Origin of the sequence: Carnobacterium sp. ISL-102, from assembly GCF_018612935.1 — a bacterium.
In the GTDB taxonomy this organism is placed as follows: Bacteria; Bacillota; Bacilli; order Lactobacillales; family Carnobacteriaceae; genus Carnobacterium_B; species Carnobacterium_B alterfunditum.
This window is the reverse complement of sequence record NZ_JAGGRF010000021.1, coordinates 1-21,200: the sequence shown is the minus strand read 5'-3', so window position 1 is coordinate 21,200 and position 21,200 is coordinate 1. Positions and strand designations below refer to the sequence as shown.

The window sequence follows — 21,200 nt, the reverse complement described above, 5'->3', positions numbered from 1 at the left end:
GAGAGCCGCTTCATTTATTGTAGGTAGCACTCATTAACATGAACTTAACGTTTTGAAAGGGGTATAGATAGAATGATCGAAATTGAGAAACCAAGAATTGAAACGATTGAGATAAGCGATGATGCCAAGTTTGGTAAATTCGTTGTAGAACCACTTGAACGCGGTTATGGTACAACGCTAGGTAACTCACTACGTCGTATTTTGTTGTCTTCTCTTCCAGGAGCAGCAGTAACTACTATTCAAATTGATGGTGTATTACATGAATTTTCAACTGTCGATGGTGTTGTTGAAGATGTAACATCAATCATTTTAAATATTAAAAAACTTGCTCTCAAGTTATATTCTGGTGAAGACAAGACGATTGAAATCGATGTTAAAGGTCCAGCTGTTGTAACAGCAGCCGATATCATTTATGATAGCGATGTTGAAATTTTAAATCCTGACTTGTACATTTGTACAGTTGCAGAAGGCGCACGTTTCCATATACGCATGACAGCAAAATCAGGACGAGGATATGTAAGAGCTGAACATAATAAACAAGATGATATGCCTATCGGCGTATTGCCAATCGATTCAATTTACACCCCTGTCAGTCGTGTGAATTATCAAGTCGAGAATACTCGAGTGGGTCAAAAAAATATTTCTGACAAATTAACACTTGATGTTTGGGCCGATGGTTCGATTAGTCCAGAAGAAGCTGTAAGTCTAGCAGCTAAAATTCTTACAGAACATTTAAACGTCTTTGTAAATCTAACTGATGAAGCTCGTAAAGCTGAAATCATGGTAGAAAAAGAAGAAACGCATAAAGAAAAAATGCTTGAAATGACGATTGAAGAACTTGATCTATCTGTTCGTTCATACAACTGTTTGAAACGTGCTGGAATCAATTCTGTTCAAGAGTTAACTGATAAAACTGAAGCTGAAATGATTAAAGTACGTAATCTAGGACGTAAATCACTTGAAGAAGTGAAATTTAAGTTAGCTGAATTAGACTTAAACTTACGCCAAGACGACTAGTACTGTAACAAGGGAGGAAATGTACAATGGGTTACCGTAAATTAGGACGTACAAGTTCACAACGTAAAGCAATGCTACGCGACTTAACTTCTGATTTGATCATCAACGAACGCATCGTAACAACTGAAGCTCGTGCTAAAGAAGTCCGTAAATCAACTGAAAAGATGATTACTTTAGGCAAAAAAGGCGATTTACATGCACGCCGTCAAGCTGCAGAATACGTACGCAATGAAGTCGCTTCTGTTAAAGAAGAAGGCGAAGATATCGTTGTTCAATCAGTCTTACAGAAATTATTTAGCGATGTTGCTCCACGTTACGCTGAGCGTCAAGGTGGATACACACGTATCATGAAAACTCAACCACGTCGCGGCGATGCTGCACCAATGGTTATTATTGAATTAGTTTAATTTTGAAGATGCTGCTAAAATGACGAGTTGCCGCGTGTATTTAGTGCATATGAAAAATAGTTAAGTTCAATTTGCTTCACTTTTTGGATGTATGTAAAGAGTGTTATGATGATGGGATCAATAAACTTTGGTCCTAAGTCTAGCTCGAAACTTCTCTTGAACTGAGATTGCTCATTCAAGAGGGGTAAATTCATCAAAAGAAAGTGATTTTTTTTTGTCTTAAGAAAGGGAACAAATAGGTGGGGGTGTCCATATATTTGTTTCCTTTTTTAGTATAAAAAGATATATATGCTAAACAATAGGATTATATGACAAATAGTGTTGGTATTTTAAAATAAAATTTATTCTAAAATGGAAGGGTTTGCTTGTGGAGCTATGGGGTCGCTATCCTTCGTGGATAAGGGGTAAAAATGCTCTTTGACGAACAAGTGGAGAAAAGAATAGGTGTCACTTGTCTATGCAACAGCGCTTCATGGGATGAGTGAGACCTAAAAGACTTGTCGCTCTTTCCTCAAGGTGGCTCTCATGAACAAGTAGAGCCATAAAATGTGTTCATTCATCCATGAAAGAGGAAATCAATTTTAAAATAAGGTTTTTTCATAAAAATATTAAAAATTCTGTTAAATAATGTCATGACACCCCCCGAAAAAGATTGTGTAATGTTATACTGTTAAGGCAATAAGTGATTTAAGAGTTAACAAAAGGGATAATTTTTGAGCTTATTGCAACGTGCCTTATTTTTTGTTAGGCTTAACTAACTTTGTATTTAAAAAACTGGATGAGAAAGCATTCTTTTTTCAGTGTAAAGAACGTGAGGAATGTTCAATGGATAAAATTATAACGTTAAAAGATATCTCTTATCAGTATCATGAAACCGATGATAGACCAGCGCTAAGCAATATCTCTCTGTCAATCGAAGAAGGCGAATGGATCGCGATCATTGGTCATAATGGTTCTGGTAAATCAACGCTTGCAAAGACCATTAATGGATTGGTTGCTCCTAGTCAAGGTGAGGTGACGGTTGGCGGGCTTATTTTAAGCGAAGAAAACATTTGGGATATCCGTGAGATGGTTGGAATGGTTTTTCAAAACCCGGACAATCAATTTGTGGGATCGACCGTGCAAGATGACGTTGCCTTTGGACTAGAAAACCAAGGCATTCCTAGAGATGAAATGATCGAACGCGTTAAAAGTGCGATCACACGAGTGAATATGCAAGATTTTATGGAAAAAGAACCGGCTCGTTTGTCTGGTGGACAAAAACAACGGGTAGCTATTGCAGGTGTAGTAGCTTTGCGCCCACAGATCATTATTTTGGATGAAGCTACCAGTATGCTTGACCCTCAAGGCAGACAAGAAGTTCTGGCTACGGTCAAGGAGATCAAAGAAAAAGCGAATTTAACCGTTATATCGATCACACATGACATCGATGAAGCGGCAAATGCTAACCGTGTATTAGTGATGAAAAATGGCGAATTGGTAAAAGAAGGAACGCCTGAAGAGATTTTTTCTTATGGCGAACAACTCATTGAAATGGGTCTTGATCTGCCATTTGCTGAAAAGCTGAAAAGTGATCTGCGAGATCGCGGTATTGAGGTTCCAGCAGATTATTTGACTGAGGAAGGGATGGTGGACTGGCTATGGACATTACTTTCGAAAAAGTAGGCTATACTTACCAAAAAGGAACACCTTTCCAAAATAAAGCCCTTTACGATATCGATCTACATATCAAAGAAGGCAGCTTTACAGCTCTAGTAGGTCACACCGGCAGTGGGAAATCAACCGTGCTGCAACATTTGAACGCACTGATGAAACCAAGTGAAGGAACGGTGACCATTGGCGACCGTGTCATCACATCACAATCAAACAATAAGAATTTGAAAGGCATCCGCAAGAAAGTGGGGATCGTCTTCCAATTTCCTGAATCGCAATTATTCGAAGAAACTGTCGCAAAGGATATCGCTTTTGGACCAAAAAACTTTGGCGCTACTGAAGAAGAGGGCATTGCATTAGCTAAGCGTATGCTGCCAATTGTGGGCTTAGATGAGTCTTATATGGAACGCTCACCATTTGACCTGTCTGGTGGCCAAATGAGACGTGTGGCAATTGCCGGCGTTTTAGCGATGGAACCTGAAGTGTTGGTCTTAGATGAACCGACTGCTGGTTTAGACCCGCAAGGACGAAAAGAAATGATGGATATGTTCTATCGATTATATCGAACGCAAGGATTGACGATCATCTTGGTCACACATCAAATGGATGACGTAGCAAATTACGCAGATCATATGGTGGTACTTGAAAAAGGTACGGTCATTAAAGAAGGTGCGCCTAAAGACGTGTTTAAAGACGCAGCTTGGCTTGAATCGAAACAATTAGGTGTTCCTGCAACAGTTTCATTCGGCAGCCTCTTGAGCCAAAAAACAGGTCTTGTCTTCAATGGATTGCCATTAACAACAGCTGATTTAGCGGATGAGATCGCTAAAGCCTTGAAACAGCAGCCAAATGATTCAAAAGCAGGTGATGCTGAATGATGGATAAATTGATTTTTGGCCGTTACATTCCTGGGGATTCGTGGATCCATAAATTAGATCCGCGTGCCAAACTCTTAAGTACTGTTATTTTTATCGGAATCATATTCTTAGCCAATAATTGGCAAACCTATCTGCTGTTATTGCTGTTCGCATTAACAGCGATCGGCTTATCGACGATCAAGTTGAGTTTCTTTATCAATGGCATCAAGCCGCTGATCTGGCTGATCCTCTTTACGGTCGTCTTGCAAGTGCTCTTTACGGGTGGAAGTACGGTCTACTTTGATTGGGGTCCGATCATCGTCTCTCGAGAAGGTTTGCTGAACGGAGTATTTATCTTTTGCCGCTTTGTCTTGATCATCTTCATGTCGACATTGCTGACATTGACCACTATGCCGTTATCATTAACGGATGCGATCGAATATTTATTGCGTCCTTTGAAAGTCGTTAAAGTACCTGTTTACGAAATTGCCTTGATGTTGTCGATCGCATTGCGCTTTGTGCCGACATTGATGGATGAAACAGAAAAAATTATGAATGCCCAACGTGCTCGTGGAGTTGATTTTGGAGAAGGCAATATTTTTCAACAAATGAAAGCCATCGTTCCGATTTTGATCCCATTATTCGTCAGTTCCTTTAACCGTGCAGAAGAATTGGCAACAGCCATGGAGGCCAGAGGGTACAAAGGCGGCGAAGGACGAACGAAATACCGTCAACTCGAGTGGGTCTCACGTGACACGACCGCTATGATGGCGTATGCTTTACTGACAGTCGGATTAGTCGTATTGCGAAATTGATGCAAGAGGAAAAAGAACCTTTCTGCTAAGCTATGAAAGGTTCTTTGACTTTTAATGCCCTAAGAACAAGTTAGTTTAAAAGGAGTTGAACAAATGGAATGGATACGGTATAAAATGATCGTGGAATACGACGGAACACATTTTGCTGGGTTTCAAATCCAAACACACGATCGTACAGTGCAAGGCGAGATCCAAAAAGCTTTGAAAATCATGACTAAAGGCACAAAAGTAATCATTTACGGATCAGGACGGACCGATTCTGGGGTACATGCCAAAGGGCAAGTCATTCATTTTGATTACCCGTTTATGATCCCAGCTAAAAATATGCAGCGTGCATTAAACAGTTTAACGACGGATGAGATTTTTGTGAAAGACGTTTCGATCGTCGAGACTGATTTTCATGCCCGTTACAATACATCTGGAAAGAAATATCAATACCGTATCGATCTAAACGAGATCCCAGATCCGTTTAAACGGTTGTATACGTTGCATCACCCTTATCGGATCGATATGGAAAAATTAGAAAATGCGCTAAAAGATATTGAAGGAAAACACGATTTTTCCAGTTTTTGTGCCAGCAACAGCGGCAGAGAAAACAAAGTGCGCACGGTCTATGAAGCTAGTGTCGTAAAAGATGTCTTCAACAATGAATTGATCTTTACCTTTAGGGGAAACGGCTTTTTGTACAATATGGTCCGCATATTTGTCGGCACATTACTGCAAATTGCTAATGGGCTGCGCCCGGCAGATGAGATCAAACGGCTGCTGGCAGTTCAAGACCGCGATGAAGCTGGTCCAACTGCTAAACCTCAAGGATTGTATTTGATGGAAGTCTATTATAAAGCATCAGAAGCTGTAAAAGACTTTGATCATCAAGAAGGCATTGTAGTAGAAAAGCAGGTGCAGAATGAATTGGATTATTCGGTTAAGTGAACAAAAAGACTTTCCCCAATTGAGAACCATTGAAAATCAAATCTGGCATTTAGGTAATACGCCCCATGTGACGACTTATGAAACAGTAGCGGATTACCAGAAGCATTATTCCGCTGGTTCCCAACTAGTCGCATTAGCAGCCAATAGCCAAGAAATAGCAGGATTTTTAGGATTCCATCCACCAACTAACTTGACGACTCACCAGAAGGTATGGGAAGTCGATGTAGGCGTTCATCCAGCTTTTCAAGGTAAAGGTGTAGGAACAGCCTTGCTAACGGCTATCAAGGCTTTAGCGGTTAAACAAGGAATCCACAAATTAAGCTTGCGCGTATTGTCTACGAACCCGGCAGCGATCCACTTATATCAAAAAAACGGCTTCCAAGTAGAAGGGCGTTTGAAAGATGAATTTTGGATCGAAGGCCAGTTTATTGATGACCTATTGATGGCTTACTTTTTAGATTAGTCGTTACAGTTGATATGAAAAGTTCGTAGTTTTAAAAAATAGAGCAGTACAAACTAAATAGTGTAGGTAGATTAAACTAAAATTTCTTCTGGAATGGACGGGTTTGCTTGTGGAAAGCTATGGGAACGCCTGAAGCTTGAAACCCTTAATCTTCAGACTTTTAAGCCTCAAACAAAGCATAAGCACTAAAGCGTTAATGCTTTGTAATTCGCATTAAATCCTTGACATAGCTACAAGCAACCCCTATTCCTCCAGAAATTACAACTAAACTTGTGACACCATACCCCATTGTTAAAAATATAAAATCGATAAGCCTATCCAAAATTTTCAAGATATGAAAAAATTAATTTATTTCTATTAAAATAATTGACAAAATTCATTATAAAGGTTAAAATATTAAATGGTATTGTTTGCCCCCACGATGAGCCCCGGAAACTTATTGTGCATTCAAACAAACAGATAAGAATATGGAGGAATAAAACGTGCGTACAACTTATATGGCAAAACCAAATGAAGTAGAACGTAAATGGTATGTGGTAGACGCAACTGATATCCCAATGGGACGTATGTCAAGTGTTGTCGCAGCTATTTTACGTGGAAAAAATAAACCAACTTACACACCAAATGTTGATACAGGTGATTTCGTAATCGTAATCAACGCTGACAAAACGAAATTAACTGGTAAAAAAGCAACTGACAAAATCTATTACCGTAACATCGATGGTAATCCAGGTGGATTGAAACAAATCTCTGCTGGTGCATTACGTACTAAAGATTCTCGTAAATTAATCGAATTGTCTGTCAAAGGTATGCTTCCTAAAAATACTTTAGGTCGCGCTCAAGGCATGAAATTACATGTTTACGGTGGAGCAGAACATAATCACCAAGCGCAATTACCTGAAGTATTAGACATCACAAACTTAATTTAAGGAGGGAATATCGATGGCACAAGCACAATATATTGCAACAGGAAGACGTAAAAATTCAACTGCCCGTGTACGTTTAGTACCAGGTACTGGAAAAATCATCATGAACAAAAGAGACATCACTGAATATATCCCATTCCCATATTTACACGAAGTTGTTAAACAACCTTTAGCTCTTACAGAAACTTTAGGTAGCTACGACGTACATGTAAACGTAAATGGTGGTGGATTCACTGGACAATCAGGAGCAGCCCGTCATGGGATCTCTCGTGCGTTACTACAAGTTGATCCAGACTTCCGTACTGCTTTAAAAGCAGCAGGTCTGTTAACTCGTGACCCACGTATGGTTGAACGTAAAAAACCAGGTCTTAAAAAAGCGCGTAAAGCTTCACAATTCTCAAAACGTTAATATTGCTGGAGCCGTTGCGAATTCATTCGCTTACGGATACAGTATGGGACGGAGATTTCGCGAGAAATCGAGTACCATTCAATTACAATGTTCAAAGGCACTTTCCAATATTTGGAGAGTGTCTTTTTTTTATTGACCTTTTCTGCTTAACGAGTAGCGTAATTAGCAAATTTTCGGTTATATTATTTTTTGATTTTCTAGTAACGTGGGTAAAAATAGCTAAAGTAATTTGAATACTTGTATGTCCTAAACTTTCTTGTACATCTTTTACATTTGCCCCACTTTCAAATAATAAAAAAGCATTTGGATTACAGAAAACCTGAGGAGATATTTTAGGTAAACAATTATTCCTAATTATTTGATTAATTCAGTTGCTTCACTCTTAGATTTAATATAAATTTTTCGTAGATGTGACCAACTCTGTGCTTTATAGATTTTAGAAGCATAATCAACTTCTTTTTATCACAACGATGCTGATACTGATAATTTATAGATACAAATTGTTCTTTAAAAGCTGTTAACAAAGAAATAGCTCTACCCTGGAAAGGGCAGAGCTATTTCTATACGGGAAAACTCTATTCTTCTTCGAATAATTCTTTTATCAGAGCTTCTATTTCTGTTCTTAATTTATCCGTACCAGCTTTATCAATAGTAATCGAATCACCATCGAAAATAAGCAAGTCACCAACTTCACTACCTTCAGGTAACTTTTTTTTTGGGAATATCACGCATGTCAGAATCAAATTCTATTACTGCTAGGTTACCTTCAAAACGATCAATAATACCTTTTTTCATTTTTATTTCACCGTCTTTACCGTAATTTTTGAACCATTAGATGTAAATATAACATTACCAGATTTATCTGTTCGATAGACAGTTGATTTTACAGCTTTTAATCGATTTAAAGCAGTTGAAGTAGGATGGTCATAACTATTTTTACCTACAGAAATGACAGAATATGTAGGTTTCGCTTTATTTAATAAGTTTGCAGTTGTTGAATCTTTAGAACCATGATGACCAACTTTTAAAACGTCAACTTTAGAAATTAAATTTTTTGCTAGCATATCGGTTTCTGCTTTTGCTTCGGCATCACCCATAAATAAGAATGCTTTTTTATTATGTTTAAGATGTAAAACAGCACTCCAGTTATTCAAATCACTTTTAGCATATGTTTTTACTGAAGCAAGAAATTTCAACGTAATATCTTTGGCTATTGTAGGAGTTTCAACTCCTTGTTTAGCAACCGTAATTTTTAATTTTTTGTTTTTTACTGATAAAAGAAAATCATTATATGCTTGAGTAGTATAACTTATATTCGGTGCATAAACTTTATTCGCTTTCATGTTTTTAATGACATAAGCTAATTCACTGACGTGATCAGCATCCGGGTGAGCGGATATAACCGTAGTTAAAGTAGTAACTTTATATTTCTTTAAGTACTTAACAACCTCGGGACCTTTACCTTTATCGCCACCGTCAATTAATATATTTTCATTAGGCGTTTAAATCAGGGTAGCATCACCTTGACCAATATTAAAAAAATGAACCTGAACCGAACTTGCAGCTTCAACATCTTTAATTACAGTAAAAAATAAAGCAAATAATAGCATAAGAGTAAGGAATCTTATTTTCTTCATAGGTACTCCTCCAAGTAAATAATGCATGCTAATTTATACTTTTCCATTTAAAAACATATATTATTTTTAGAAAAGAGTATAGTAAACTAACAAGTAAATTATTTTAGGAAAAAGGAGAATTTAAATCTTCATCGAATTTAAGCATTTTCTTTAAATTTTGCAAATCTTTAGTGTGAAGATCAGCTAATTCTTTTGATAATTCAATAGCAAAAAGCTTATTAGGGCTAGAATATGGTTCACATAATTCAAGAAAGCTAAATTATACAAAATAGTGTTCTTCTAGTTCATATGCTTTTAGAACAACCCCTTCATTGTAGTACAGGAATAAAATAGTCATATGTAGTCTCCTTTAAATTTGATACTTTTACTATACGCAGATTAATTCAAATAATTTATAATTAAGTATATGATTGTTTTTATTTAGAAAATTAGTTTAAAATTAAGTAAGGTCTCACTATTTCCAACTTCATTGGTCCCAGTATAACATCTTGTAAGTTAATTAATTGAATTCAGGTTGTCTAAACAAGAAAGTTAAAGAAGGTAGATATAAACCAAAAAAAATTTGTTAGTAGCAAGATAGATTGAAAAAAAGATTTTTTAGTCGTTATTTAAACTCTTAATATGAATCATTCAAGATGATAGACATAAATAAAACTATAAAGGCGGGAAGACGATTGAAAATCTTAATTACAACTGATCAGTACGTCCCTGCTATAAATGGAGTGGTCACATCTATAGTCAATTTACAGAATGGGTTACAAAAACTAGGGCATGAGGTCAGAATACTCACATTATCAGGGAATAGGAAGTCATCACATAAAGATGGGGTTATATATATTGGATCTACTGGTGTTGGTAAAATATATCCTAATGCAAGGCTGGCCTTTTCTGTTGATGAGGAATATATTCAGGAATTAGTTAACTGGTATCCAGATATCATCCATTCGCAATGTGAATTTAGTACATTTTTTATGGCACAACAGATAGCAAAGGAAGTTGATATACCAATTATTCATACTTATCATACTTTATATGAAGATTATACTCATTATTTTTCACCGAATAAAAAATGGGGTAAAAAGATGGTTGCAATTTTTACTAAACAAGTTTTGAGTCACAGTGAGTGTGTAATCGCGCCTACTGATAAAGTGCGTTCCTTACTAGTTGACTACGGCGTGAAACAAGAAATACAAGTTGTGCCAACAGGGATAGATTTAGAGAGAGTTAAAATCCAGTTGGATGACATAGAAAAAGAAAGACTTCGGAGCAAGGTAGGTATTCCCTCTAATGACCGTGTGCTTATATATGTCGGGCGACTAGCAAAAGAAAAAAATCTAGAAGAGATATTATTCTTTTTTTCACAATTAAACAGACAGAATATCACCTTGCTAATAGTGGGTGATGGACCACATCGCGCAGCATTAGAAAAACGCGTAATAGATTTGGGTATTTCCAATCATGTTATTTTTACAGGAATGATTTGTTCACAAGAAGTGAGTTCTTATTACCAATTGGGGGATCTATTTGTTAGTGCATCAAACAGCGAAACACAAGGATTGACTTATATAGAAGCATTAGCTAACGGGATTCCGGCTCTTTGCAGAAAAGATCAATGTCTGGAAAACGTGATTGTGGATGGTGTAAATGGTTGGGAATATCAATCATTTCAACAGTTTAAAGAGAAGTTAGATGAGATACTAGAAAAAGAAGGGCTACAAAAGCGTTTAAGTAAAAATGCTAGAGAAATTGTAAAAGGTAACTGTTCTTCAAATGATTTTGCAAAGAGAGTTGAACAAATTTATCAGACTACAATAAATCATCATCATTAAAAGCTATGGGATACATCTGACTAGGATAGTGCGCAATAAATACAATAGGAGTAATCGATTATGGAAAGTAAAAACAAGAGGAAAAAAATGGATGTTTTGGCCGTTTTAATTACAGTAGCATTCATATTTTTTATTGTTTACGGTATGTATACAAAAATTTTATACTCGGAAAGTGCATTAAATGCCTACCTTGAAAAGTTTGGTATATGGGCACCAATCATATTTGTTGTTTTTCAAGCTATTCAAGTTGTGTTTCCTATCTTACCTGGTGGAATCGGAATGCTCGGGGGATTAGTGATATTTGGGCCTCAAATGGGGTTTATTTATAACTATGTTGGCATATGTATAGGATCGGTTTTAGCTTTTTTGATTGCTAAACGGTATGGTATGCGAATAATTAAATCACTCTTTATCCCTAGATTGCATGGCAAGTACATGAAATGGACAGAAAATAAAAACTTTTCAGTTTTATTTACACTAGCAATTATTTTCCCGATTGCTCCAGATGATTTTTTGTGTTATCTCGCTGGGACAACAAAAATGAGATTATTAAAATTTACACTGATCATTCTATTAGGAAAGCCTTTTGGAATAGCAGCTTATAGTTTTGGACTAAACGCCGTTTTCCAATGGTTAGTTCAGCTGCTCAATTAATTTAAGGAGGAAAAGCATGATGATACTAAGATATGTTTATTTTGTATGGCAAGATAAATGAAGGTTTTATTGTATTCAGGATCTTTGAAGATAGTGAATAAAAGCGGTATAGGACAAGCGGTACGCCAACAGGAAAAGACCTTAAAACTATTAGGTATTCCTTATACTATGGATAGCAGAGATGATTTTGATATTATTCATCTTAATACTATTTTTCCGGATTCCCGAATCATGAGCATAATGTCAAAGAGGAAAAGCAAAAAGGTTATTTACTATGCACATTCTACTATGGAAGATTTTAAAAATTCTTTTCGGGGTTCAAATTTGCTTGCACCAATTTTAAAAAAATGGATAATTTATTGCTATAATAGTGCTGATATCGTTATTACACCTACAGAGTATTCAAAAATGTTATTAGAGAGTTATGGATTAAAACGTCCTATATTTAGCCTTTCCAATGGAGTTGATATTGATTATTTTGAACGGAATTACGATGCACGCAAAAGGTTCCGTGATAAATACGACTTGAAGGAACAAGAAAAAGCAATCATCTCAGTTGGGCACTATATTGAAAGAAAAGGTATTTTAGACTTTGTAAAGATAGCAGAGCAAATGCCGGAATATCAGTTTTACTGGTTTGGATATACAAACTCACATCTTGTCCCACATTCAGTAAGGGAAATAATTGAAAAGTCTTTGCCAAATCTTCATTTCCCCGGCTATGTAAATAGAAATGATTTGAGAGATGCCTATTGCGGAAGTGATTTATTCTTGTTTCTGACACATGAGGAAACGGAGGGTATAGTCTTACTTGAGGCTCTCGCTTCTAAAATACCTGTTTTGATCAGGGACATTCCTGTGTATAAAGATTGGCTGTCAGATGGTGAAACGGTGTATAAAGGAATTACTATCTACGACTTCAAAGAAAAAATAACTCAAATTTTAGAAGGCAGCCTTCCGGATATAACCAAAAGTGGTTATCGTATTGCTGAACAGCGTGATTTAAAATTAATAGGTAGGTTGCTTATTAATATATATGACCAGTAAATCTTATATTTTATAAGGGATTTGTGAAAAAGAAAGGTTGTGGAGATAATGGGTTTGCTACTTTTGGCCTGTATGATCTACGTGAAGCAAAGGCTGATCACTATGTGATTCAATTAAAAAACAATCGTAAATTAGGTCAAATAGCTGAAAAGTTAATGCTTTACGGTAATAATTAAAAAATAAGAAGAGTGAGAAGTTCATTATCATTCAACGCCCTATCAAGCATAAACGTAGCCTAGTTGGCATTGGATCTGTATAGGGTCAAATACTTGAAGCCGGCGAATTTCTCTTTCGTCATGTTTTTATTGTCATGAATCTTTCTGACCTGATCCGCATTTTTATTGCGTCTTAAACAGAATAAAAATGCGTTTATTTCTTGTTGAGTATATAATGGTTGGATATTGTAGCTCATTTAAAAGTCCTCTCCTCTAACAAAAGCGATACATGATTTCATTCGTTATATCATACGTTCCTATATTGAAGGTCACTATAAAAAAAGAACCCTATAGAGACAGTATTCTTGGTACACGTTTTTATATAATTTCATGTATTGTAATTTCAAAAAAACAAATTTAAGATTAACCTAGACGAATATATTTCCTTGATTTATGTCATACTATAAATAAAAATTGAAAAGAGGTTTTTTATTTTGTTTTTAGCAGATCGATTAGTAGGAGTTTTAGCTTATGGAATACCTATATTGTTATTAATTTTGATTGGTTTTTATTTTTATAATAACAGAAAAAAACGGTAGAAATCGTACAAATTAATCTCTTGTCTTTCAATACATGATTCTATGTAATTTCATGTATCTAAGTAATTAGAATTGGTAAATCTCAGCTCGTTAAGAATTATATCCAACTATAAATGTCCAAAAGAGTATATAAAGTGAAATTAACGTAATTATTGTCCCTATAACTATACTAATTAAAGCTGAGGTTTGGCTTTGTTTTTGTATTTTAATTCCGGTAGTTATTAGCAAAATTCCACCAATCAAAAAAATTAATTCAAAAAGCAATATAGGCCATTTAAATTCTATCATACTTTTAAAGATTCCCATAAGTCACCTCCCTTTCACCAGTGTAACTAAAAATTAATTGTATTAGGTATACTGATAAAAAAGAACCTTAGTAAAATAAGATTCTACATACACTATTTTAAGCATTTTCATGTATTCATATCGTTTTGACGTACTTGAATAAGTACGTTATAATAAAAGAAACTAAAAGGAGGAATAGTTTATGTCGATCGTAAACCCTAGTCAAGCTAGAAAAGTCTTTTACCAATTATTGAAAGACGTTAATAAAACTAATGAACCCGTTTATATCTCAGGAAAAAATGAAGAAAGTGAAGCGGTTATGGTCAGTAAAAAAGACTGGGATGCTATTCAAGAAACCTTGTACCTTCATTCTTATGGAGTAGCTGATGTGATTCACCAGCGTGAACAAGAAAATGAATTTGTTGCATTGGAGGATATCGATTGGGATACTCTGTAAAATTAGCAAAATCAACTATGAAAGACCTTAAAAATTTAAAATCTGCTCATTTAGATCAAAAATTTAAAGATTTAATGGACGTATTAAAAGAGAATCCGTTTCAAAATCCGCTGCCTTATGAGAAATTAGTTGGTAATTTAAAAGATAACTATTCACGCCGTTTAAACATTCAACACCGGTTGGTTTATTCGGTAGATAATGACGCAAAAGAAGTCATTATTTGGTCTGCTTGGACGCACTATGAAAGATAGAAACTTATTTTTTAAAGTAAGTTTCTATCTTTTTTGATTAAAATGATGAGAAAAAACCTTGTCAAAGTAAGTTCTTCGATACATTATTTTATCTGATTTCATGTATTGAGATGTTTTAAATCGCCGATTTTAAAATTAAGCTAGACAAATAAAAAAGCCATTCGTGGTACACTCAAAATGTATTTCCGACAAAAGAAGACATAGGAGTGATCACGAATGACCTACACACATCTTACCACGGATGAGCTAGTGATGATAGAATCTTATTACCACAAAAGTATCCCAGTTGCGAAAATCGCTGCTTATTTGAATCGAACGCGAACACCCATTTATAACGTCATTAATTTCTTTAAAGAAGGCCATACAGCCCTTGACTATTACTAGCGGTACCAAGAAAACAAGAAGCGTTGTGGCCGTCATAAAATCATCCTTTCAAAGAAACAACAGACCTACATCAAAGAGAAAATTACTCAAGGTTGGACTCCTGATGTCATTATTGGTCGGGCGGAAGAGTCCATTAAGTGTTCTGTTCGTACCCTTTACCGCCAATTCAAAGAAAAAATCTTTGATGAAACCACACTCCCAATGAAGGGGAAGAGAAAGCCAAATGGTCATAAAGAACGTCGGGGAAAACAGGCTTTCAAGCGGAATATCTCAGAAAGAGAGAAAGATTACCCTCAATTCACTAAAGAATTTGGACATATAGAAGGCGACACCATTGTAGGTGTCCAGCATAAAAGTGCGGTCATAACGTTAGTGGAACGTTTGTCGAAAGTCATTATTACCTTGAAACCTGATGGACATAAGGCCAGCGACATTGAAACAGCTATGAATCATTGGTTTCAAGTCATTCCAAGAAACTTATTCCGCTCTATCACGTTTGATTGTGGAAAAGAATTTTCTAACTGGAAATCATTATGCAACCGCCACGATATCGCCATTTATTTTGCGGATCCTGGAACACCTTCACAACACGCTTTAAACGAAAATTCTAACGGTCTCCTCCGAAAAGATGGCTTGCCAAAAGAAATGGACTTTAATCAAGTCGACCAATCGTTTGTTTCCTCCATTGCAGACAAGAGAAATAATATTCCAAGAAAATCATTAAAGTATCAAACACCTTTGGAAGTATTTTTTAGTTATATGAGTGAAGATATTTTGTCTAGCTTAATTTGACAAATCAGAATGAGAAGTGTAGAAATAACATATACAGCGTGATAGAGGAGTGGGTAAAGATGAATGCCATTTGGTTTCGCCACGATTTAAGACTACATGACCATCAGCCGTTTTTGAATGCGGTTAAAAATGGTGAAGGAGTGCATGCCGTATTTGTGTGGGACGAGCGTTTTGATGAAGAAGACCTATTGAATATGAAGCGGATAGGAGCAAATAGACGACGCTTTTTGATTGAAAGTCTGGAGGATTTGGCAACTTCTCTGCATACTTATGGAATCAGACTTACAATTTTACACGGAAAAATTAAAACGGTTTTATCGAATTGGCTGATCGACCAGCGTATTGAGCATGTTTTTGTGCATGACCATCCGGGTTTTGAGGAACGTCAGGATTTGTCAAGACTTATGGCAAAGATGTCCGAGACTAACTGGCATGTGAGTGAGGGGCATATGTTGTTCAGGCGTGATCAGCTGCCTGTCGAACTTGCGGCATTTCCCATGTCCTTTACACGATTCAGAAAAAAAATTGAAACAAAGCTGTCTGTTCCCAAAAAAAATCATCCATACACCGGATCAGAATGGGATGTGATTCAGGAAGCATCGGGGAAACAACCCGAAATAAGACTGGTTAAAATGCCTATAGCTCTTGAAGAGTTAAAGGACAAATATCCCGGAAGCACAGGTATTGTGAAGGGTGGAGAAACGGCAGGTCTTGAACGACTTCATGCCTATGTAGATGATCCGAAGCACCTCTTCACCTACAAAGAGACACGTGACGGACTGCTTTCTTTTGATGACAGCTCCAAGCTGTCATTCTGGCTTTCAAACGGCTGTTTATCGCCGAAAAGGGTGTATCAGACTATTATGCAGATGGAAGCCGAACACGGTAGAAATGAATCCAGTTATTGGTTGTTTTTTGAATTACTTTGGCGTGAGTATTTTCAGTGGCTCATGCTGGCTACGCAAGAGCGCTTATTTTTAAAGAAAGGTTTGTTGGAAAAGGAATTGATCTGGCATGACGACTTGAGGCACTTTGAAGCCTGGAAAAAAGGCGAAACCGGCTATCCGCTGGTTGATGCGGCCATGGTGGAATTGAATGCCACAGGCTACATGAGTAATCGGGCAAGACAAAACGTAGCAAGCTTTTTGACGAAAAATCTTGCTGTCAACTGGCTTTGGGGGGCAAAATACTTTGAAGAACAGCTGATTGATTACGATCCTGCAAGCAATTACGGGAACTGGGCCTATCAGGCAGGCGTTGGAACGGATATGCGTGAACTGCGCGCTTTTAATGTAGTGGGTCAAGGCATTCGCTACGATCCGAAAGGACGTTACGCTAAGCACTGGCTGAAGCTCCCCGAGAGTTTACCGGGGCACGTGGTTTATAATCCTGAAGAGTTGCGGAAATTCGTTGACTGGCCTCAGACTATTGTAGACCAGGAGGAATCTCTGAGGAAGCGTACAAAAGAATTAGGTCTAGAGTAAACCTTTCAGAACATCGAGGTCATCTCCATCAAAATTCTGTGTCAAAGAAATTTAAAAAATAGACCTTATGAAACATTCAAAAAAAGCTGCTCCTTGTAATGAATAAGGGGCAGCTGCAGCTTTTACTGATTATTTCATTGTCCGCATTCATTGTTGTAATCGTCTGATTTGTCTAGCTTAGTGTGACAAATCAGATTCTAAAGTATATTTTACTAATTGGTATAATCAGTAAAGAAAAAGTACTGACGGTTCTTTCAAGATGCAGATAACTATATAGCAGTTTTGTTAATGAGTTACTATTATCATTAGAAAATATTGATATCCGCCACTGTGAATTATCATTAGTGACATGATTATTACCAGCCAGTGACACAAAGATCACCACACATTGTCAAGAAGGCTACCATCAAAATAATAATTGAACTAAAATAACAGTACCTCCCATATAATAAAGGAGCACAGACATGTGCAAAACTATTGTATCGGAGGTATTTTGTATAATTTTCACTGTCGTAAAAGAATGAAAATGGTCGATAATGATGTGAGTTTACAAGCTATTTCGGCAAGCACTGGGAACGGTCGACCGAAAGTTACTGAAATACTTCAGCTGGCTAAAGAAAAGGGGCTAAAATGTCCTTTGTCAGAAGAAATGGATGATCAGTGGATAGAAGACTTTTTATATCTACCAAGCCCTTTTATGTATTCCTTCACGACCATCCATTTAAATTCAAAATTATATTTAGCCATAAAAAAATGACCTCCAAACGTTAGATTTTTGGTCTAACATTTGGGGGTCAGTATATTTCACCTTATCATTAACCTTGCAATCCTCTTTCTTGCCTACTCATATCCTCGATAACAATATCAAATATTTCACCCAAAGAAGAACAATATTCTACAATTTCCCAAGGTTTATTTGTATGGAAATGTAATTTTATTAAATCAGAATCGCCAACAACAAGTAAGCAATCTCCTTCAAAATTTTGAGTTATATTTTGATTAATAGTATCTTCAGATAAATTTTCACCTTCTATTAATAATTGTGTATCGTACTTAAATTCAATCATAGCTGTTCCTCATTTCTTAGTGTTAAAAAGTAGTAAATAAAATACTCACTAAGTCTAACATATAAACATGCTTAACAAATATTGCTTTTTGGTTAAACTACGAACTTAATTCAATTATAACTAAGAGCCATTAATTAATACTTTTCTTTAAAGATTCAAGATTATTTTTCATGAGTTGAATATAGTCTATACCTACATCTTGATCTTCTTGAGTTATTCCTTCAATTGGGCTTAGCACAGCTAATTCTACGCCAACCTCAGTTGCTAATGTTTCAGCTATTTTAGAAGAAGCATTATCTTCAAAATAAATATAGTTTACGTTGTTTTCTTTTGCAAAAACAGACAATTCTGCTAGCTTTGCTGGACTTGGTTCTAATTCAGGAGATAATCCTGAAATTGCAATCTGAGTCAAATCATATTGCTGAGCAAGGTAAGCAAACGCTGCATGTTGAGTAACAAAAGTACGATTTTCTGCTCCTTCAAATGCTTTTTCAAATTCTTGATCTAAGTCAGCTAATTTTTGAATGTATGTTTCAGCATTAGCTTCATAAAGGTCTACATTATCTGGATCCGCTTCTATAAGACCTGCCTGAATAGTCAATACTTCTGTTTGAGCCAAAACAGGATCTAACCATACATGAGGATCAATAGCATGAACATGATCTTCTTCACTATCTTCTACATGATTTTCTTCATGATCATGTTCTTCCAATTCTTCATTATGAATAAAGTCTATTCCTTCACTTGCATTAACAATTACTGTCTCGCTATCTTTAATGTTTTCTAATACACTAGGTACCCATGTTTCCATATCATCGCTATTGTAAATAAAAACATCAGCATTTTCGATATCTGCAACCATTTTTGCACTTGGTTCAAAATCATGTGGTTCTGTTCCTGCAGGTATTAATAAAGAAATATCAGCAGTATCCTGAACTATATTTTTTGTAAAATCGTACATGGGATAAAAAGTAGTTACAATTTGCAATTTTTCATTGTTGCTCTCACTGCTTTCTACTTCACTGGTGCTTCCAGACTGAGAACTTTCTGTTCCACAGGCTACTAATAAGGCAGTTGAACCAATCAATGATAATAATAACTTTACTGTGTTAACCTTTTTCATTCTTACACACCCACCTATTTTTTAATTAATTCAGTTTCTCTTAAAGGTACAATTTATGTATTACAGTTATAAATTATATTTAAAACGAAACGATTACGATTTAAATGTTAAACTATTTCTATTTTATTAGCAAGCTTTTTCTAAATTAATTTTAAAACTGATTCATATAATGAAATTATCCACCAAGACTAATCTATGCTGATAATCCTCACTAATTAGGGGGAATTATCAATTGACAACTATTTTTTATCAGATACAATATAGTTAGTTAAACTAACTATATTGAGGTGTATTTATGAAAGAAAGTATAATGGATAGCAGGGATGTTGTTTCAAGGTTTTGCCGTCTCCAGATGAATAAAAAGATGGGTATACCTATAAGAGCCAGTGAGATGGGTGCATTAATATATGTGCAAAAAAGTGAAGATAAAGTGACACCGCTTATGATAAGTAATTTCTTCGGAATAGCAAAACCTTCTGTTACTGATATGATTGATTCACTAATTAAAAAAACATATTTAATTAAAAAACCCTCTAAAATAGACAGAAGAAGTTATACGGTAGAAGTTACCGAAAAAGGCCATGAACTCCTGGAATCTACAGCTAAAGAATACCTTAGAACCATGGATTTACTTGAAGAGAAAATGGGGGATCAAAAATTTAGTTTGTTCATTCAATTGCTACAAGAAGCAAATGAACTATTAAGTGAGGAGTGAGAATGATGAAGGTATTAGTGACGGGTGCATCAGGGAATGTCGGAAGCTATGTAACAAGAGAATTAGTGAAACTTAAAGAACCAGTAGTGGCTGCAGGTACGAATATTCAAAAATTAAGTGATCTATTTGGGAATCAGGTTGAAACGGTCTATTTTGATTTTCAAGACAAGACCACTTTCGACAAAGCATTGGAGGGTGTAGATAGAGTATTTCTTATGCGACCTCCTCACCTTGGGAAGCCCGAGGATCTATATCCGATCATTGATGCATTTAAAGCTCATAATATTAAACTAGTGACCTTTCTTTCTTTGATGGGTGTTGAAAATAATCCAATACCTCCTCACCATAAAATCGAAAAATATATTGAAAAACTAGAAATTCCTTATGCTCATGTTCGCCCAGGATTTTTCATGCAGAATTTATCTGGCATTCACTCTACTGAAATTAGAGAAGAAAATAAAATTTTTATTCCTGCTGGAAGAAGTAAAACTAGCTTTATCGACGCCGCTGACATAGGATTTGCAACAGCTGTTTTACTTCATAATCCAGAGAAATACAAAAATACAGCACATACAATAACCGGTCCAGAGGCTTTGGATTACTTTGAAGTAGCAGAGGTTTTGAGCAAAGTAACAGGAAGAAAGATTACGTATACAAAACCTGGCTATTTGAAATACAGAAATTATTACATTAAAAAAAGAGGTTTAGATAAAGCCTATGTCAACGTGACAGTAGCATTATATTTTATGACAAGAATGGGAACAGCTAAAGAAATTACTAATGGTTTTTATGAATTAACTCATAGAAAACCTCGCACATTTGAAGAATTTTCTAAGGATAACCTGAAATACTTCACTTAACAAATATTTTAAAAGTTTTTTACCAAAAATAATTTCACTTATTTTTTCAAGCAGCATGACAATAAAAATAGACTTTTTCTTGTACAAAAGGAGTGACATAATGAAAATAAAAAAAAAACAATTTTGGATCCTAGCAATTTCATATGCAGCTGTAACATTTATTTTGAATAATGTACTTCATACGACTATAGGTAGCTTTTTAATGCAATTAAGTTCCTTAGCTTTAGCCTTTGGACTAATTTTATTTACATATAAAATACTTGAAATCTCAATCAAACAATTTACGAAAATTTCAAGTTTAAGTTAGCCACTTGTAGCTATTCTATTTTACGCCTTACTTTCTAGCTATTGAACTGAACTGAGTTGAGCCCTAATTGTTAA

General features: G+C 35.7%; 26 protein-coding genes and 3 pseudogenes. 21 read left to right on the top strand and 8 right to left on the bottom strand.

Annotated elements, in window-relative coordinates; genetic code table 11:
- Positions 1-72: 72 nt before the first annotated feature.
- The 9 genes from J7E16_RS08360 to rpsI all read left to right on the top strand — a co-directional run bounded on the left by J7E16_RS08360 (position 73) and on the right by rpsI (position 7,480).
- Positions 73-1,017 carry a DNA-directed RNA polymerase subunit alpha gene (locus tag J7E16_RS08360; protein ID WP_034546897.1) on the top strand — a complete coding sequence of 315 codons (945 nt, stop codon included), beginning with the start codon at positions 73-75 and terminating at the stop codon, positions 1,015-1,017.
- Between the two features lie 26 nt (positions 1,018-1,043).
- Positions 1,044-1,424: a 50S ribosomal protein L17 gene (gene rplQ / locus J7E16_RS08355; RefSeq protein WP_034546895.1), complete on the top strand. Its 381-nt coding sequence runs from the start codon at positions 1,044-1,046 to the stop codon at positions 1,422-1,424.
- An 825-nt stretch (positions 1,425-2,249) separates the two neighbouring features.
- Entirely contained in the window at positions 2,250-3,089 is an 840-nt protein-coding gene (locus tag J7E16_RS08350) for an energy-coupling factor ABC transporter ATP-binding protein (RefSeq protein ID WP_034546893.1), read from the top strand.
- On the top strand, positions 3,065-3,955 hold the full coding sequence (locus tag J7E16_RS08345; protein ID WP_214890836.1) for an energy-coupling factor ABC transporter ATP-binding protein: 891 nt from the start codon (positions 3,065-3,067) through the stop codon (positions 3,953-3,955). Before J7E16_RS08350 ends, J7E16_RS08345 begins: the two co-directional genes overlap by 25 nt.
- Positions 3,952-4,749, top strand: coding sequence for an energy-coupling factor transporter transmembrane component T family protein (locus J7E16_RS08340; RefSeq protein WP_214890834.1), 798 nt, complete (start codon positions 3,952-3,954; stop codon positions 4,747-4,749). Before J7E16_RS08345 ends, J7E16_RS08340 begins: the two co-directional genes overlap by 4 nt.
- A 93-nt stretch (positions 4,750-4,842) precedes the next feature.
- Positions 4,843-5,682: a tRNA pseudouridine(38-40) synthase TruA gene (gene truA / locus J7E16_RS08335; RefSeq protein WP_214890833.1), complete on the top strand. Its 840-nt coding sequence runs from the start codon at positions 4,843-4,845 to the stop codon at positions 5,680-5,682.
- The gene (locus J7E16_RS08330; RefSeq protein WP_214890832.1) at positions 5,657-6,145 is read left to right on the top strand and encodes a GNAT family N-acetyltransferase; all 489 of its coding nucleotides are present in this window, start codon (positions 5,657-5,659) and stop codon (positions 6,143-6,145) included. Before truA ends, J7E16_RS08330 begins: the two co-directional genes overlap by 26 nt.
- A gap of 482 nt (positions 6,146-6,627) precedes the next feature.
- Positions 6,628-7,074: a 50S ribosomal protein L13 gene (rplM, locus tag J7E16_RS08325; RefSeq protein ID WP_214890831.1), complete on the top strand. Its 447-nt coding sequence runs from the start codon at positions 6,628-6,630 to the stop codon at positions 7,072-7,074.
- Positions 7,075-7,087: 13 nt separating this feature from the next.
- Positions 7,088-7,480: a 30S ribosomal protein S9 gene (rpsI, locus tag J7E16_RS08320; RefSeq protein WP_214890830.1), complete on the top strand. Its 393-nt coding sequence runs from the start codon at positions 7,088-7,090 to the stop codon at positions 7,478-7,480.
- Between the two features lie 575 nt (positions 7,481-8,055).
- Here rpsI and J7E16_RS08315 read toward each other — a convergent pair.
- The 4 genes from J7E16_RS08315 to J7E16_RS11520 are packed head-to-tail and all read right to left on the bottom strand — an operon-like array spanning position 8,056 to position 9,117.
- Positions 8,056-8,160, bottom strand: a complete 105-nt coding sequence (locus J7E16_RS08315; protein ID WP_251006129.1) for a hypothetical protein — start codon at positions 8,158-8,160, stop codon at positions 8,056-8,058.
- Positions 8,161-8,179: 19 nt separating this feature from the next.
- Entirely contained in the window at positions 8,180-8,275 is a 96-nt protein-coding gene (locus J7E16_RS08310) for a DUF3006 domain-containing protein (RefSeq protein ID WP_214890887.1), read from the bottom strand.
- A gap of 2 nt (positions 8,276-8,277) precedes the next feature.
- Positions 8,278-8,967 carry a ComEC/Rec2 family competence protein gene (locus tag J7E16_RS08305; protein ID WP_214890879.1) on the bottom strand — a complete coding sequence of 230 codons (690 nt, stop codon included), beginning with the start codon at positions 8,965-8,967 and terminating at the stop codon, positions 8,278-8,280.
- Positions 8,968-8,982: 15 nt separating this feature from the next.
- Positions 8,983-9,117 (bottom strand): hypothetical protein, encoded by a 135-nt coding sequence (locus tag J7E16_RS11520; RefSeq protein WP_285439393.1) that lies wholly within the window; start codon positions 9,115-9,117, stop codon positions 8,983-8,985.
- A 674-nt stretch (positions 9,118-9,791) separates the two neighbouring features.
- On the opposite strand from J7E16_RS11520, the gene J7E16_RS08300 reads away from it, so the two are divergent.
- The 4 genes and pseudogenes from J7E16_RS08300 to J7E16_RS11440 all read left to right on the top strand — a co-directional run.
- Positions 9,792-10,946, top strand: coding sequence for a glycosyltransferase family 4 protein (locus J7E16_RS08300; RefSeq protein WP_214890827.1), 1,155 nt, complete (start codon positions 9,792-9,794; stop codon positions 10,944-10,946).
- Positions 10,947-11,006: 60 nt separating this feature from the next.
- A complete protein-coding gene (locus J7E16_RS08295) occupies positions 11,007-11,600 on the top strand; it encodes a TVP38/TMEM64 family protein (RefSeq protein WP_214890825.1) in 594 nt (197 codons plus the stop codon).
- Positions 11,601-11,657: 57 nt separating this feature from the next.
- Positions 11,658-12,647, top strand: a complete 990-nt coding sequence (locus J7E16_RS08290; protein WP_214890824.1) for an LTA glycolipid anchor biosynthesis glycosyltransferase, IagA/BgsA family — start codon at positions 11,658-11,660, stop codon at positions 12,645-12,647.
- Between the two features lie 41 nt (positions 12,648-12,688).
- Positions 12,689-12,972: pseudogene (locus tag J7E16_RS11440) on the top strand (transposase); the annotation flags it as partial.
- Here the strand turns inward: J7E16_RS11440 and J7E16_RS08280 are convergent.
- Positions 12,973-13,059: pseudogene (locus J7E16_RS08280) on the bottom strand (tyrosine-type recombinase/integrase); the annotation flags it as partial.
- Between the two features lie 432 nt (positions 13,060-13,491).
- Positions 13,492-13,707, bottom strand: a complete 216-nt coding sequence (locus J7E16_RS08275; RefSeq protein ID WP_214890820.1) for a DUF8460 domain-containing protein — start codon at positions 13,705-13,707, stop codon at positions 13,492-13,494.
- Between the two features lie 181 nt (positions 13,708-13,888).
- On the opposite strand from J7E16_RS08275, the gene J7E16_RS08270 reads away from it, so the two are divergent.
- From J7E16_RS08270 to J7E16_RS08250, 5 genes and pseudogenes are all read left to right on the top strand, one after another.
- Complete coding sequence (locus J7E16_RS08270; protein WP_085559758.1) at positions 13,889-14,143, top strand: type II toxin-antitoxin system Phd/YefM family antitoxin; 255 nt, start codon at positions 13,889-13,891, stop codon at positions 14,141-14,143.
- On the top strand, positions 14,128-14,394 hold the full coding sequence (locus J7E16_RS08265) for a Txe/YoeB family addiction module toxin (RefSeq protein WP_214890818.1): 267 nt from the start codon (positions 14,128-14,130) through the stop codon (positions 14,392-14,394). Before J7E16_RS08270 ends, J7E16_RS08265 begins: the two co-directional genes overlap by 16 nt.
- 216 nt (positions 14,395-14,610) lie before the next feature.
- A pseudogene (locus J7E16_RS08260) lies at positions 14,611-15,570 on the top strand (IS30 family transposase).
- A gap of 59 nt (positions 15,571-15,629) precedes the next feature.
- Positions 15,630-17,054, top strand: coding sequence for a DASH family cryptochrome (locus J7E16_RS08255; protein WP_214890817.1), 1,425 nt, complete (start codon positions 15,630-15,632; stop codon positions 17,052-17,054).
- A gap of 466 nt (positions 17,055-17,520) precedes the next feature.
- Entirely contained in the window at positions 17,521-17,811 is a 291-nt protein-coding gene (locus J7E16_RS08250; protein ID WP_214890816.1) for a hypothetical protein, read from the top strand.
- A 58-nt stretch (positions 17,812-17,869) separates the two neighbouring features.
- Here the strand turns inward: J7E16_RS08250 and J7E16_RS08245 are convergent, their stop codons facing one another.
- Together J7E16_RS08245 and J7E16_RS08240 are read right to left on the bottom strand one after the other, a co-directional pair.
- Positions 17,870-18,121, bottom strand: a complete 252-nt coding sequence (locus J7E16_RS08245; RefSeq protein ID WP_214890815.1) for a fatty acid kinase subunit FakA-related protein — start codon at positions 18,119-18,121, stop codon at positions 17,870-17,872.
- 130 nt (positions 18,122-18,251) lie between these two features.
- On the bottom strand, positions 18,252-19,244 hold the full coding sequence (locus tag J7E16_RS08240) for a metal ABC transporter substrate-binding protein (RefSeq protein WP_214890814.1): 993 nt from the start codon (positions 19,242-19,244) through the stop codon (positions 18,252-18,254).
- A 295-nt stretch (positions 19,245-19,539) separates the two neighbouring features.
- On the opposite strand from J7E16_RS08240, the gene J7E16_RS08235 reads away from it, so the two are divergent.
- The 3 genes from J7E16_RS08235 (at position 19,540) to J7E16_RS08225 (ending at position 21,126) form a co-directional block, all read left to right on the top strand.
- Positions 19,540-19,959, top strand: a complete 420-nt coding sequence (locus tag J7E16_RS08235; RefSeq protein WP_214890813.1) for a MarR family winged helix-turn-helix transcriptional regulator — start codon at positions 19,540-19,542, stop codon at positions 19,957-19,959.
- 2 nt (positions 19,960-19,961) lie between these two features.
- Positions 19,962-20,819, top strand: a complete 858-nt coding sequence (locus J7E16_RS08230) for an SDR family oxidoreductase (protein ID WP_214890812.1) — start codon at positions 19,962-19,964, stop codon at positions 20,817-20,819.
- 100 nt (positions 20,820-20,919) lie between these two features.
- Complete coding sequence (locus J7E16_RS08225; protein ID WP_214890811.1) at positions 20,920-21,126, top strand: hypothetical protein; 207 nt, start codon at positions 20,920-20,922, stop codon at positions 21,124-21,126.
- Positions 21,127-21,200 lie beyond the last annotated feature (74 nt).